This window comes from Halalkalibacterium halodurans (genome assembly GCF_004376175.1).
Taxonomy (GTDB): domain Bacteria; phylum Bacillota; class Bacilli; order Bacillales; family Bacillaceae_D; genus Halalkalibacterium; species Halalkalibacterium halodurans.
In genome coordinates this window covers 1-14,081 of record NZ_SNUY01000082.1, presented here as the reverse complement: position 1 = coordinate 14,081, position 14,081 = coordinate 1, and the positions used below count along the sequence as shown (strand labels likewise).

Sequence of the window (14,081 nt, the reverse complement as noted above, 5' to 3'; positions counted from 1 at the left end):
GCCCTTGATTGACCTCTGAATAAACCATTGGCGTGTTTGTCAAGAGCGATAGCGCGGCCTTTCCACCTAATAAATGGTAGTAGTGTTAGATCCAAATAAGGTTTTCATAGAAGTTTTGACACTACCTGGACGATAGAGAAGATGCTAAATTATCCTATACGTTGTCAATCATTTTTGTTCCAAATGTGGCCGTTTGGATGTTTGTGATTTCCGCAAAAGTCTTTATACATTATGTAAACGATGTTCATTTGGTACATTTTTGGTGATCGAGATCTTTCAATAAAGATAAAGCGAAAAAAGAAAACCATTTTCGTGTGTGCATCGTTTATAAAGTAAGGAGGTGAAGATGTGGAGTCGTTACCAGGGAAAATAGGAGAAATCGAAACGGCAGAAATGCGGGAACATCAACTAATTGCTTGGATGGAAGAGTACGGCACAGCGATTCTCCGTGTTGTTTATTCTTACGTTAAAGATAAACAAATAGCGGAAGACTTAACGCAAGAGGTTTTTGTTAGAGCGTTTCAGTCTTACCATACATATCAAACGCGATCCTCTGCCAAAGCGTGGCTGTACCGAATCGCCATTAATCGAGGTAAGGACTTTTTGAAAAGCTGGCACGCAAAGCATGTTTATCCGTCGGAAGTGGCGGAGGAAATCGAAACAACAGAACAAACACCAGAATACGAAGTTTTGTTGAAAAGTGATGAAGAGCGATTAGCAGCTGCTGTTTTTTCGTTGCCCCTTTCGTACCGAGAAGTCATTTATTTCTACTATTACGAGGAACTGTCGGTTAAGGAAGTGGCAAGCTTTACAGGACTTAACGAAAATACAGTTAAGACACGGTTAAGAAAAGGACGGTTGCTTTTGAAAAATTTGCTCGAAAAGGAGGACGAAACATGATGGACGATGAGCTTCGGAAAAAAATGAAACAGTCACTCGATACATCGATGTTTCAAAACTGGTCTTTCACAGAACGTGGACAGGACGCTGTCCGTAAAAAGCTAATGCTGCAAACGCTCGTGCGACCAAATGACTTGCTCGAGATCCTGGCCTCTTTGCAGCATGAAGAAAAGACGGGATATCAATTGCTCACGAACCTAGAGCAAAAAGGGTGTCATACCTTTTATGGTCAGGAGGGAGTTCTTTATCCATACTTACACAGGCTAGAAATGGAATGTTTTGTGAAAAGTCGGTGGGTGATGAGGGATGGAGAAGAAGTAAAGATTTATCAAACAACATCCAAGGGGCGGGATGTACTAACAAGAACAGTAGAACAAGAGGCGAAGCTAACGTTTAAGGGGGTGTTGGGCTTTGAAAATGGATGACTTTCTTGCAAGGGTTTTAGGTCAAATGAAATCAAAAGCAGGGCGAGAACTAGTGGAAAAAGAGCTTCGTCATCATCTGAATGAGAGCTCGAAAGCCTATAAAAAAGCAGGTTATACGGAGGAAGAGGCGAGTGCAAAAGCGGTCCAAGACATGGGGGATCCTGACGATTTAGGATTGAAAATGAACCGCTTGCACCGTCCTGTGATGGATTGGCCACTTTTGATCGTTGCTGGGCTGCTGCTAGCCATTAGTATGCTACCGGTGTTTCTCGTAAAGAACGAAATCGGAGGAATCATGACATACCAATGGCTATCTTTATTTGCTTCTAGTATTGTTCTCGTTGGATGCATGCTCTTTCCTTATGAAAAACTGCTTTCATGGTGGAAAATATGGCTGGCAATGGGAATGGGGATATTGCTACTCACGTTAATGCCGATATTTTCGCTAACAGTTAACGGGAAAGTGTATTTTTCTCCACTAGGTGGAACGATGGATATGATGGTCGTCAACTTTCTTCTCTTACTCGGCTGGATTGGCTACTTATTGATTGCAAAACGAAAGCCTCTTTCGTTGACAATCCTACTCGTATGGCTTCCTGTCATGTTTTTAACGTTTTTAACACATTATATTGCTGCATTTGCGTATTTTTCATTAAGTCTTTTTACGTATTTTTTGAAAAGCAGTAAACAGAGGGAAAAAATAACCTTTCTTTTGGTGAATGTCTGTCTCCTCGTAATCGCGGTAACGTTTTACATCTCGATAGCGCCGCAGCATCAGATTGACCGGGTTCTCGGTTGGCTTCGACCCGAGCAATATTCTTCTAGCTTTGGTTATATACCGTTCATCAATCAAGATTTGCTACAGCATTCGGTATTTTTCGGGAGAGGAAGCTCACAATTTGCACAAACGATGGTAGAGCTTCGCTACAATACGGATTTAGTGCTTTTGTTTTTGATACATGAAATTGGTTGGGTTCCTGCATTGAGCATTTTAGCTCTGTTTGTCTATGCTATCGTTCGCTTTGTTCGCACAAGCCGCCGAACCCCTGACCTGAAAGGAAGCGTTCTTGTGATCGGGGCAACGACACTCATAGTAGTGCCGCTCATAATGGGTGTATTTATGAACATTGGCTGGCTCCCCATTATCGAACATTCCGTACCAATACTGAGCTTCGGTATAGGACAGCAAATGTATTACAGTGGATTAATAGGGATCATTTTAAATGTTTATCGCCATCAATATGTTGTGATCGATCGTGGTTTGAAGGAGTCGCACCTTTAGTTGCTAAGGTGCGACTCGTTTTGCATTCTAGGAAAGTTAACTTCACTAAATGATTAAAGGATAAGAGAAGCTCGAAAAGCAGCATGTCCGATGGTGTTTTTTACCTGACATCGGTTACCTTGACAACCGGAGTTTCATATTTTAGTATATTAGTGATTTAATAAACTAAAGTATTTGTTGTCGTGGAGAGGATGTTTTTTATGAATGCCGTCTTGCTTGCGGTCATTGTTATGTTAGTTTTAAGCTTACTTCGTGTTCACGTTGTCCTTGCCCTTTCGATTGGGGCTATCGTCGGTGGAGTAGTAGGCGGTCTCGGGTTTTTAGAGACGATCGAAGTGTTCAGTGAAGGGCTTGGAGGGAATGCGACTGTTGCATTGAGCTATGCGTTGCTCGGTGCCTTTGCGGTGGCGATTTCAAAGACGGGGTTGCCGGATGTCATGGTGAATGTCGTGCTTCGGCTAGTAGGGAAAGAAGGGGAAGATCGAAGAAAAACGTTATCAAAGGCATTATTATTTTTCGTTATTCTCATCATTTCTTGTTTTTCTCAAAATGTAATTCCCATTCACATTGCGTTTATCCCAATTTTAATTCCACCGATTTTAAAAATTTTAAATGAATTAGAAGTGGATCGTCGGTTAATCGCGACGATTTTAACGTTTGGCTTAACAGCGCCTTACATTTTCTTGCCATATGGGTTCGGGCAAATCTTCCACGGGATTATTCAGTCGAACATTGCCGATAATGGTCTTGAGGTGACGATGGCAGAGATTCCGACGGCGATGGCACTGCCAACGATAGGCTTAGTCGTAGGGTTGCTTTTTGCCGTATTTGTAACATACCGGGGACCAAGAAGCTATGAAAATCGTGAAATTAGTGCAGAATTTAAGCAGGAAGAGATCAGCTATTCGAACTGGACCATCGCCTGTGCCGTAGTGGCCATTGTTGTCACATTGGTCGTACAATATTATTCTGAATCGATGATTATTGCTGGTTTGGCCGGGTTGATGATTTTATTTTTGTCAGGATCTTTTAATCGTAGGGAAGCGGATCAAGCGGTGACAGAAGGGATGAAGATGATGGCGTTCATCGGCTTTGTCATGCTCACAGCTGCAGGCTTTGCCGCCGTCATCCGTGAAACGGGTCATGTGGAGCTACTTGTTGAACAAGTGGCCGCTGTCATTGGGCAGCAACGAGGGCTGGCGGCTATGCTCATGCTCGTCGTTGGCTTGTTTATTACGATGGGGATCGGCTCGTCCTTTTCGACGATTCCGATTATCGCTACATTGTTCGTTCCGTTAGGGTTGGCTGTTGGTTTTAGTCCAATGGCGATTATCGTCCTAATTGGAACTGCTGGAGCGTTAGGGGATGCCGGAGCTCCCGCTTCAGACAGTACGCTTGGGCCGACGGCAGGATTGAACGCCGATGGTCAACATAATCACATTTGGGATACATGTGTGCCGACCTTTCTTCACTTTAATATTCCACTCTTACTTTTTGGTTGGATTGCGGCGATGATGCTGTAAATAAAATGATCGAACGAGGAGCGAGTCCTCGTTCTTTTTTTGCTTGAAAAACATTACCTCCTAAGGTAAGGATCGAATACGGGATTTATTTCGTGAAAGCGAATGGACGACAAAATCGCAAAGTCTTTTACTTATCTGAGAAAACTTGTTCTAAAGGTACGATACAATTCGTCCGTAAACATACGTTTAACCATTTATCAGCAAGAACTCTCTATCCTGGAATGCATAAACTGACCATTATCGTTAACGGTGAAGAAAAGGCAGAAGTCGATTTTATGTTACACCCCTCTAACCCAATCAGGACCATCTTTCAATGAAAAATAAAAGGTCGCTTCTCCATTAGAGAGCAGACCTTTTTCTTGCATAAAGGATTAACTTGCTTGCTGTAAATGATTCGGTCGGTGTTTCCGGACAGTGCCGTAAATACGGTGGGCAACTACCGCAGCAGCGATTGTGACGATGACATCCTTTATGAAAGGCGCGATCATCCAAGCCCAGGCCATTGAATAGGTGAAGCCTTCAGGGGCTTCTGCAATGGTGATATAAGCAAAATACATATAATTCGTCCCAACGACATAGTTAATAATAAGTCCGATAAAGCATGCAATAACGAATGTGAAGAAAGATTTACTTTCACTCTTTTCGATGATTTTCCCTGTCACATACGCAACGAGAATGAAGGAAATTAGGAACCCGAATGTTGGGCTAACAAATGTGCTCAAGCCTCCCTTGAATTGGGCAAAGACTGGAAAGCCAACGAGCCCGACAAGTAAATAGAGGGACATAGCAAACGCGCCAAGTCGACTTCCTAGAAGTGCGCCTGCGAGGATGGAAAACAGCGTTTGTAGGGTGATGGGTACGCCGCCAATGACAAGAAAAGATGTAACGTTAGCACCGATGCCCATCAAGGCTGCAAACATTGGTACTAACACAAGATCTATGGTGCGAAACGATTTTGTTGCCATGAATGTTTACCTCCGAAGTGAATTAGTTAACATAATCGTAAGCAAATGAGGTGACTTTGTCAACTGTCTACATAAATATGTTGACATAATAAGAGTCAAAAGGCATGAGTCTGTGAAAACTCTTTTCGTCTTCAATCGATAATTAAGTAGTAGAAAAGGTGCTTTCAATAAAAAAGATTGTCGATTGCATGATTAAACACTAAAATGGGAATGAACGTAAAACCAAGAAAGGATGATCAAAAGTGGTTAGTAACCCAGCAGGATTTTGGATTCGCCTAGGCGCTGGTCTTCTAGATGGCATCATTATAGGTATTCCTCTCGCGATTATTACGCTTATTTTAGGTTTGGAAGAGCCGATGACTTCTATTTTTCAAGGCGGGGTCAACCTAGTCTATGGATTATTACTGCCTGTTTTATGGCTAGGCTACACGATTGGAAAAAAGATTTGTGGTGTACGAATTGTAAAAATGGACGGAGAAAATGTAGGGATCGGAACAATGTTGCTGCGAACGATTGTGGCAGGTTTTGTTTATCTTATTACTTTTGGTATTGCCGTCATTGTCAGCGCCTTTATGGTTGGATTGCGCGAAGACAAGAGAAGCTTGCATGATTTAATTGCTGGAACCTATGTTACGTATGACGCACCAGGGCAAACACCTGAGGCTGAATAGGTTAAAGAAGACAGAACTTATTTCATTGATCCTACTCGTAGACCAAGAAAAAACGCCTCCTATAAAGGGGCGTTTTTTCTGTTACTTCACTGCATCTTTTAGCTGCTTTCCCGCTTTGAACGCTGGTGTTTTTGTTGCGGCAATGTCAATTTCCTCTCCAGTCTGTGGGTTTCTACCTTTTCGTGCGGCACGTTCACGCACTTCAAAGTTTCCGAACCCGATCAGTTGTACAGAGTCACCTTGGGCAAGGGATTCAGCAATGACATCAAATACAGTGTTAACAACTTCACCAGCATCTTTTTTTGACATCTGTGTACGTTCTGCCACTTGATGGATAAGTTCTGTTTTATTCATGTTTACTCCTCCTAATCTCGCATGTTTTACGAGTGCTGGTACCATCATTGCCAGTTTTATTAAGTTTATACACAGAAAGCGGAGAATTTTTGCACTTTTAGACGTTTATCCACTAGAAAGAATCAAAATGTAAGAAATCGATTGTTTCGATTATTAAAACTTCAAGTTTTCTATCTTTACTGTTGCTGCTTCAATCGATAGGTGGCCGCGTTGACCTCACCACCAATGATGAGCATAAGGCTGCTGAGAAAAAACCAAAGCATGAGCACGATCACCCCTCCTAGACTTCCATACGTGGCAGAGAAATTCCCGAAGTTGCTTACATAAGCAGAGAAGCCGTATGAAATAAGCTGCCAGCCAATTGTTGCGACAACCGCACCTGTTACGACATCTTTTAATTTTAAAGACGTGTTCGGTGCGAGGAGATAGATAACAATGAGGATAATGGTCATTAAACAAATACCAACGATCCAGCGCAAGGCATTTAGCACCGAAGCGGTCCCTTCAGGAACAATAAATAACCAATCTAGCAATTGGATGATTAAATGTCCGAAAACAGGGAGTAACAGCGTTGTAACAAAAACGAGCATCATGCCGATTGTTAACATGATGGAAAGAAACCGCAAATTATAAAGACTTCGCGTTTCTTCGACCGCATAGCAACGATTTACGGCTCGAATGAGGGCATTCATGCCGTTAGAAGCCGTCCATATGGCGGCAAGAGCACCGAATGATACTAGGCCACCTTGAGGTCTGCTTACAACATCTAAAATCACTGAGGTAAAGACGTCTGCCAAATCCTCAGGCAAATAATCGACAATGATTTGGTAGAGGTACTGTTGATCAATTGAAAAATATGGAATGAGCGCTAGGATAAAAATGATGAGTGGAAAGATGGATAGCATAAAATAGTACGCAAGGGTTGCTGACCAGTCCGGGATTGGATCGGTTTTCAATTGTTTAAAGAATTGATAGAAAAATGTGTTTTTGCCCATGTGTGCTTCTCCCTTCCTTTCCACAAGTTTTTGGTCCAACAAGCCGTTAAACTTGTGTATAATGGTAGTTGATTGCCAAGGGTGTAGATGCTTTTGTCCACAGGCACGCTTCCTATAGGACGGTAGGCTAGCATATGGAAAGGGACGATTGATCAATGAACGTATATACTGCATCGGAAGGAAAGATGATTTGGCTAGCTCTCGCTTTGCTGACACTTTTAAATAGTATCATTCTGGAAGGAAGGTGGACGTTCCTCCTGTATCTTCCGTTTTTGCTGTTTGTATTGCTCTCTTTTATCCGTTATCGGTTTCAGATCAAAGGGGATGTGATTTCATTTACGATTTCCCTCTCTTCTGCTCAGTTGTTATCTCGTGAGATAAGAGCCGAACAAATAAAAGAAGCGTATTTCATCAAAACAACTCGTAGTCATGTGGTCGTGTTTTTCTTAAAAAAAGGGTTTCGTTTGAAGTTCAGTCGCTTTCAACCCGAATCGTTTCATGAAGATCTGTATGCATTCGCCGAGAGGCAGGAGATCTTGATTAAACATCTTAACCATTATGAGCCATCTTCAATCAAAAAAGAAGATGAATCTTAACAGAGCACGATTGTTCCTTTATACTGAAAGGACAAAAGGAAAGAGGAGGAGGAAGTAGTATGCCAACAGTTGAAAGCTTTGAGCTTGACCATACGATTGTAAAAGCGCCATTCGTCCGTCCGTGTGGTACACATAAAGTCGGGACTAACGGAGAGGTGAACAAGTTTGACATTCGTTTTTTTCAACCAAATAAACAGGCGATGAAGCCTGATGTGATTCATACACTAGAGCATTTACTTGCCTTGAATATTCGCAAATTTGCTGAAGCATATGATCACTTTGATGTCATTGATCTTTCCCCGATGGGATGCCAAACAGGCTTTTATTTAATTATGAGCGGTAAGCCAACGGTGGAGGAAATCATCGATGTTCTCGAACAAACGATGAAGTATTCTCTTGAGCTAGAGGAAGTACCGGCTGCTAACGAGAAGCAGTGTGGGCAAGCAAACCTCCACGATTTAGACGGCGCAAAAAAACTCATGACCTACTGGTTGTCTCATGAGAAAGATTCGTTAACAAAAGTATTTGAATCGTAAAAAAAGCGAGTGATCCAGCTCGCTTTTTACATTTTCGATGGAAATACAAGACTGAGGTGAAACGATGGCTATGGACGAAACAGACGGTTCAAGAATGCGGACAGCCCCTTCTCATCTTTTTCCAAATCGTCTTTCTCCGTGTGTTCCTCGATAAAAATATCCTCTTTGTCGATCGCATGATCATGGGCAAGAACGAGACCAATATCTGTCTCTTTCTCTTGATTTGAGACCACAAGATAATCAATGGAGAGTTGGTCTGCTATTTGAATGTAATCCCGTAAATATTTAAAATCGAGGGAGCCGTTTAAATAGAGCTTGGCCTCCCGATTACGACTCATAAGCTCCTCCACTTCTTTGTACGTTCCTTGTTCTCTTACTTGTGATTGGGTAAGGGCGACAATGATCCGTTCTCGAAACGTTCCAAGGAATGTTCGCTTTTCTTCTGGATTAATTTCCTTCTGACCGTAAATTCCTTTTTTGAGGTAATCATCAACAGTAGGTTTTTCCAACGTAATCGACCCTTTCTCTCATGTTATTTGCGCAGCTAGACTAGTCGATGCTTTAAGAACCGATTCCATTAAATGAAGAGGCTCGTCGTTTAGTATTACCATGAATTGTATCAATCTTTTACTGGGAAAAGCAATGAACAGAACAGGTCATTTTCGTGAATAAAAAAGTAACATTTTTCACGGAAAGGGACAGTGGATTGTGGTATGATATACGAAACGAATTTGATGGTTTTGTTGACGAAAGGGGAAGACACATCGTGGAGAGAAAAGAGCTTGATGTGCTGCACATTCTTGAGGAAAACGGCCGTGTGCCAATACCGACTTTAGCAAAAATGATTGATGCCACTGAAGAAGAAGTGACAGCGATCATTAAAAAGCTTGAAAATGACCATGTGATTTTATCCTACTCAGCGGTGATTGACTGGAGCAAAGTGAAGGAAGTCGAGACGGTAACTGCCATGATTGATGTTAAAGTTACGCCACAGCGCGGGGTTGGCTTTGATGAGGTAGCTGAACGTATTTACCGCTTCCCAGAAGTAAAAGCGCTTTATTTAATGTCGGGGGCTTATGACCTCTCCGTCGTCATTGAAGGGAAGACCATGTCGGAGGTCGCTCGGTTTGTCTCAGAAAAACTATCAACGATTGATACGGTTCTTTCAACAACGACCCACTTTCAACTAAAAAAATATAAGCATGATGGGGTTGTTTTTAAAAAGGACGAAGACGATAAACGAATTGTGGTGACGCCATAATGACTTCTTCTACATCTCAACGGACACGGTTATCGACGAGAGTACAATCGATTCAACCTTCGGGTATTCGCCGTTTTTTTGATCTCGCTTCAAAAATGGAAAATATTATTTCTCTTGGTGTTGGTGAACCTGATTTTGTCACGCCGTGGAATGTCAGGGAAGCGAGCATCTCTTCGATGGAGCGTGGTTTTACTGCGTATTCAGCAAATGCTGGAATCATTGAGCTTCGGGAAGCGATCTCCCGTTATTTGTACGAGCGGTTTCACATAGGTTACGATCCTGAATCGGAAATTCTTGTGACGGTTGGTGCGAGTGAAGCGATTGACATCGGGATGCGCGCGATCATCGACGAAGGGGATGAAGTGATCGTTGTCGAACCAAGCTTTGTTTCGTATGCGCCACTTGTTACGATGGCAGGAGGCGTCCCGGTTCCGGTTGGTACGCATATCGATACCGATTTCCAAGTAACACCGGCGCAAATAGAGGCTGCGATTACCCCAAGAACAAAAGCGATTATTCTTTGTTTTCCAAATAATCCGACGGGGTCGATTATGGGGAAAGAAGAGTTAGAGGCAGTGGCTAAGGTGATTTCTGGAAACGACCTCATTGTGTTTTCGGATGAAATCTATGCAGAACTTACGTATGATGGGACCCATGTTTCATTAGCTTCGATGGACGGAATGCGAGAACGAACCGTTCTTATCTCTGGTTTTTCGAAGGCTTTTGCGATGACGGGTTGGCGGCTTGGGTATGTCTGTGCACCAGATGATATTTTGAGCGCGATGCTAAAAATCCATCAATACAGCCTTATGTGTGCACCGACAATGGCGCAGCACGGTGCGTTGGAAGCATTAGAAACAGGAATGGACGATGTGCATCGCATGGTTCAATCCTACAGACAACGACGCAATTTTGTCGTCAAAACATTCACCGAAATTGGCTTAACTTGTCCAATGCCTGGCGGAGCTTTCTATGCGTTTCCGTCTGTTAAAGAAACCGGACTTACCTCTGAGGAATTTGCGGAACGACTTCTCATGGAGGAGCATGTGGCGGTTGTTCCGGGGAATGTGTTCGGAGAAGGTGGCGAAGGGCACATCCGTTGTTCATATGCCACATCTATGGAACATTTAGAAACGGCACTCGAACGAATTGGCCGTTTTGTGCAAAAATGCAAACAATAGAGGCTGGGAAAAACTAGCCCAACGTAATAAAAAGGTTCGGACCATCAAAATAAAAGGATCCGAACCTTTTTTCTGGTGATTCATGGGGGCGTCTGTTGTTTGATTTTCGTAAGTTCACAGTCATGAAGGCAAATCCTCATTCATTTCTGGTATTCTCGTTACCCCTTACGGCAGTCGAGTAAAACGTAAATGAGCCTTCAGGTAGTATACGTCCCCCTTTCATACGCATAACTAGACGGACGTTTCCAAGCAAATTGTCAAAATCACGAGACGCCTGCGGGGAAAGCAAGGGCTGAAAAGCCATCGGGGCGATTTTCCCCGACTAGCTGAAGCCTTGCCCGCAGCAAGTTTTTGAAACAATCAACTCCGTACTGTGCTTTGTCCCAAGCGCTTTTTTATGAAAACGTTTGGTGACTAAAATAAAAAAATCAACGCAGCTAATGCTACGTTGATTAAAAAAGGGGGAATACATCTACCAATAGAATGCCCAAGTTGTTCTAAAGCTATACATAACTTTCTGAAAAAAGTGACGTTTGTCATTCGAAGAAAAAACGAGTAAAATTTTCAACAAATGAAGGGTGAGGAAAGGATCGGTGATTGAATGAGCATTGAGATGCTACGCAAAAGTAATCCTCTCATTCATTGTATGACGAATGTGGTCGTAACAAATTTTACAGCGAACGGACTACTTGCCGTTGGCGCGTCTCCAGTCATGGCTTATGCGAAAGAAGAAGTAGCGGACATGGCGAAGGTAGCAAATGCACTCCTTCTGAACATAGGCACACTATCGGCAGAAAGCATTGACAATATGATTATCGCAGGAAAAGCAGCTAATAAAGCTGGTACTCCTGTCGTGTTAGATCCTGTAGGGGCAGGGGCAACAGCGTTTCGTACCGAGAGTTGTAAGCGAATCTTGAAGGAAGTAGACGTTACGATCGTACGGGGAAACGGGGGCGAAATTGCAGCTCTATCCGATCAAGCAGGAACGGTCAAAGGGGTCGACGGTTCCATTGATTCAGACCCAGTTGAATTGGCAAAGCATGCGGCAAACGTACTGAATAGCGCAGTTGTTGTAACCGGCGAAGTGGATGTTGTTACCGATGGTACGGGAACGGTTCGTGGCTACAATGGCCATCCATGGCTAACGAAAGTCGTCGGTACAGGCTGCTTATCTGGGGCAATCGTCGCGGCGTTTGCTAGCCTAAAAACGGATGACCTTTTGGAAGTGATCGGTTATGGGCTCGTCGCTTATGGGGTCGCAGCCGAAAAAGCTTATGAAGAGACGAAAGCCAAAGGATACGGATCGTTCCAAACGGCTTTTCTCAATCAGCTAGGTCGTTTGACCGATGAAGATGTAAAACAGCATGGACGCTTTGAACGATCATAAAAGATAGGAGAAACGACGAAATGAATCAGTTTCAGCAGTGGCCAATTGGAGAACCATTTCTAGAGGCTCTTACAAACCAAGGGATTACAGAACCTACGGAAATTCAGCAACAAGTAATTCCGGAAGCATTGGATGGGCAAAATCTAATCGTCCATTCACAAACAGGGACAGGGAAAACGTTAGCGTATTTGCTTCCGTTGCTAACGAAAACGGAAGAACTACCAGAGCAGACGCAAGCACTTATATTGGCACCGACACAGGAGCTCGCCATGCAAATCGTCGAGGTGGCAAAACAACTAACCGCTACCACTTCAATCACGGTGCTCCCGCTCATCGGTGGAGCAAATATAAAACGTCAGGTCGAGAAATTAAAAAAGAAAAAACCTCATGTGGCGGTTGGGACACCCGGACGTATTCTCGAATTAATGGAGATGAAAAAGCTAAAAGTGACCCATGTCAAAATGATCGTAGTCGATGAGGCAGACCGAATGATGGAAGAAACGAGCGCATGGAACGCCTTTGAGAATGTGGCAAAACGGATCGGGAATGAAGCGCAATATCTGTTTGTTTCTGCTACCTTTGCTTCTCGGTTTACCGAGCTTGTTGCTCCGTATGTCCCTTTTATAGAAACGGTGTCAGCCCAAGGAAACACTGTTCAGCAGGCAGTAAACCATTGGTTCATTCGCTGTGAAAAACGAGAGCGTATGGATGTGGTACGAAAGCTGATTCACCATGAGAACATTCAGCGCGGCATTGTGTTTGTGAACCGTTTAGAACATGTAGCTGAAACAACAGCCAAGTTACAATTCAAAGGAATTAAAGCAGTCGCCTTGTCATCTGACCAAACAAAACAGGAAAGAGAGCGAGCATTGCACCAATTGAAAACAAGTGAAGCGCAAGTGCTCATTGCTTCCGATGTAGCAGCTCGCGGTCTTGATGTGGATGATGTCAGCCATGTGATCCAACTGGAGCCACCTACGACGAGTGAAGCGTACGTTCATCGCGCAGGACGAACTGGACGAATGGGTAAAGAAGGGACCGTGATCACATTAACGAGTGAACGGGAAATGTATAAGCTGGAAAAAATCGAAAAAGGCCTAAATCTTTCCTTTGAAGAGCGAGTACTGTCCCATGGTAAACTCCATGCTAAGAATAATGGTTTAAAAGGGCATAACAAAAGGAAAAAATGACAACATCACCATCTCCTTCTAGTCGAAATGTGCTTTGCGTATTACGACAACCTGTGTTAAAATTAACAAGTTAATAAATAGTTAGGAGATGTTTTTGGATGTCAAATTATGAAGTAGGCAGCATTGTAGAAGGAAAAGTCACAGGAATCAAGCCCTTCGGTGCATTCGTTGCGATCGACGATCAGAAGCAAGGATTGGTTCACATTTCTGAAGTAGCGCATGGTTTTGTGAAAGACATCAATGATGTTCTTTCCGTAGGTGACGAAGTGAAGGTGAAAATTTTATCTGTAGACGAAGAAAGTGGAAAAATTTCTCTTTCCATCCGTGCAACACAAGAGGCTCCTGAGCGTCCAGCTCGCGCGCCAAAACCACGCCCAGCTGGTGGTGGTGGACGTAAACCACAAAAAGGGCAAAGCCAAGGACAAGGCTTTAATACATTAGAAGATAAACTAAAAGAATGGTTAAAGCAATCAAACGAAATTCAAGCAGACCTAAACAAACGTGCCAAAAAATAGTAACGATCAAAGGAAGCTCCCTAAGTGAAGGGGGCTTCCTTTTTACATTCGTCTATTAATATTTGGCGGTAAACCCTTTTTTAAATTCATTTCGGAAAAGAAGAATTATCAATCGGTGAGTTACGAGTAAAAGCAGGAGATCCATCACCGATATGGAATGAATGGGGTAGTGTCAAAAGTTCTATGAAAAACTAGCACGGTTCATACTACCTACCATTTATTAGGTGGAAATGCCACGCTATCGCTCTTGACAAACACACCAATGGTTTATTCAGAGGTCAATCAAGGGCGAAGGGAACA

At 43.1% G+C, this 14,081-nt stretch carries 16 protein-coding genes; 12 read left to right on the top strand and 4 right to left on the bottom strand.

Annotated elements, in window-relative coordinates:
• The first annotated feature begins 348 nt into the window (after positions 1–348).
• From E2L07_RS18545 to E2L07_RS18530, 4 genes are all read left to right on the top strand, one after another.
• Positions 349–900, top strand: coding sequence for a sigma-70 family RNA polymerase sigma factor (locus tag E2L07_RS18545; RefSeq protein ID WP_134230302.1), 552 nt, complete (start codon positions 349–351; stop codon positions 898–900).
• Complete coding sequence (locus E2L07_RS18540) at positions 897–1,325, top strand: PadR family transcriptional regulator (protein ID WP_134230301.1); 429 nt, start codon at positions 897–899, stop codon at positions 1,323–1,325. Before E2L07_RS18545 ends, E2L07_RS18540 begins: the two co-directional genes overlap by 4 nt.
• Positions 1,318–2,607, top strand: coding sequence for an FtsW/RodA/SpoVE family cell cycle protein (locus tag E2L07_RS18535; protein WP_243855000.1), 1,290 nt, complete (start codon positions 1,318–1,320; stop codon positions 2,605–2,607). The genes E2L07_RS18540 and E2L07_RS18535 overlap by 8 nt, the downstream gene beginning before the upstream one ends.
• 200 nt (positions 2,608–2,807) lie before the next feature.
• Positions 2,808–4,130, top strand: coding sequence for a Na+/H+ antiporter family protein (locus E2L07_RS18530; protein WP_134230299.1), 1,323 nt, complete (start codon positions 2,808–2,810; stop codon positions 4,128–4,130).
• 371 nt (positions 4,131–4,501) lie between these two features.
• Here E2L07_RS18530 and E2L07_RS18525 read toward each other — a convergent pair whose 3' ends face one another.
• Positions 4,502–5,095, bottom strand: coding sequence for a biotin transporter BioY (locus E2L07_RS18525; protein WP_010899499.1), 594 nt, complete (start codon positions 5,093–5,095; stop codon positions 4,502–4,504).
• Positions 5,096–5,337: 242 nt separating this feature from the next.
• On the opposite strand from E2L07_RS18525, the gene E2L07_RS18520 reads away from it, so the two are divergent.
• Positions 5,338–5,766 (top strand): RDD family protein, encoded by a 429-nt coding sequence (locus E2L07_RS18520; RefSeq protein ID WP_010899498.1) that lies wholly within the window; start codon positions 5,338–5,340, stop codon positions 5,764–5,766.
• 81 nt (positions 5,767–5,847) lie between these two features.
• Here the strand turns inward: E2L07_RS18520 and E2L07_RS18515 are convergent, their stop codons facing one another.
• Together E2L07_RS18515 and E2L07_RS18510 are read right to left on the bottom strand one after the other, a co-directional pair.
• Positions 5,848–6,120 carry an HU family DNA-binding protein gene (locus E2L07_RS18515; protein ID WP_010899497.1) on the bottom strand — a complete coding sequence of 91 codons (273 nt, stop codon included), beginning with the start codon at positions 6,118–6,120 and terminating at the stop codon, positions 5,848–5,850.
• Positions 6,121–6,296: 176 nt separating this feature from the next.
• Positions 6,297–7,115, bottom strand: a complete 819-nt coding sequence (locus E2L07_RS18510) for a YihY/virulence factor BrkB family protein (protein WP_010899496.1) — start codon at positions 7,113–7,115, stop codon at positions 6,297–6,299.
• A gap of 155 nt (positions 7,116–7,270) precedes the next feature.
• On the opposite strand from E2L07_RS18510, the gene E2L07_RS18505 reads away from it, so the two are divergent.
• Both E2L07_RS18505 and E2L07_RS18500 read left to right on the top strand, forming a co-directional pair.
• The gene (locus E2L07_RS18505; RefSeq protein ID WP_010899495.1) at positions 7,271–7,711 is read left to right on the top strand and encodes a hypothetical protein; all 441 of its coding nucleotides are present in this window, start codon (positions 7,271–7,273) and stop codon (positions 7,709–7,711) included.
• A 59-nt stretch (positions 7,712–7,770) separates the two neighbouring features.
• On the top strand, positions 7,771–8,247 hold the full coding sequence (locus E2L07_RS18500) for an S-ribosylhomocysteine lyase (protein ID WP_134230298.1): 477 nt from the start codon (positions 7,771–7,773) through the stop codon (positions 8,245–8,247).
• 68 nt (positions 8,248–8,315) lie between these two features.
• Here E2L07_RS18500 and E2L07_RS18495 read toward each other — a convergent pair whose 3' ends face one another.
• Complete coding sequence (locus tag E2L07_RS18495; RefSeq protein WP_053430424.1) at positions 8,316–8,756, bottom strand: YueI family protein; 441 nt, start codon at positions 8,754–8,756, stop codon at positions 8,316–8,318.
• A gap of 257 nt (positions 8,757–9,013) precedes the next feature.
• Between E2L07_RS18495 and E2L07_RS18490 the strand changes: the two genes are divergently transcribed.
• From E2L07_RS18490 to yugI, 5 genes are all read left to right on the top strand, one after another.
• Entirely contained in the window at positions 9,014–9,508 is a 495-nt protein-coding gene (locus E2L07_RS18490) for an Lrp/AsnC family transcriptional regulator (protein WP_010899492.1), read from the top strand.
• Complete coding sequence (locus E2L07_RS18485) at positions 9,508–10,689, top strand: aminotransferase (RefSeq protein ID WP_010899491.1); 1,182 nt, start codon at positions 9,508–9,510, stop codon at positions 10,687–10,689. Before E2L07_RS18490 ends, E2L07_RS18485 begins: the two co-directional genes overlap by 1 nt.
• Before the next feature lie 601 nt (positions 10,690–11,290).
• A complete protein-coding gene (thiM, locus tag E2L07_RS18480) occupies positions 11,291–12,076 on the top strand; it encodes a hydroxyethylthiazole kinase (RefSeq protein ID WP_053430425.1) in 786 nt (261 codons plus the stop codon).
• A gap of 20 nt (positions 12,077–12,096) precedes the next feature.
• Positions 12,097–13,266 carry a DEAD/DEAH box helicase gene (locus tag E2L07_RS18475; protein WP_134230297.1) on the top strand — a complete coding sequence of 390 codons (1,170 nt, stop codon included), beginning with the start codon at positions 12,097–12,099 and terminating at the stop codon, positions 13,264–13,266.
• A gap of 98 nt (positions 13,267–13,364) precedes the next feature.
• The gene (gene yugI / locus E2L07_RS18470) at positions 13,365–13,781 is read left to right on the top strand and encodes a S1 domain-containing post-transcriptional regulator GSP13 (protein WP_010899488.1); all 417 of its coding nucleotides are present in this window, start codon (positions 13,365–13,367) and stop codon (positions 13,779–13,781) included.
• The last annotated feature ends 300 nt before the right edge of the window (positions 13,782–14,081 follow it).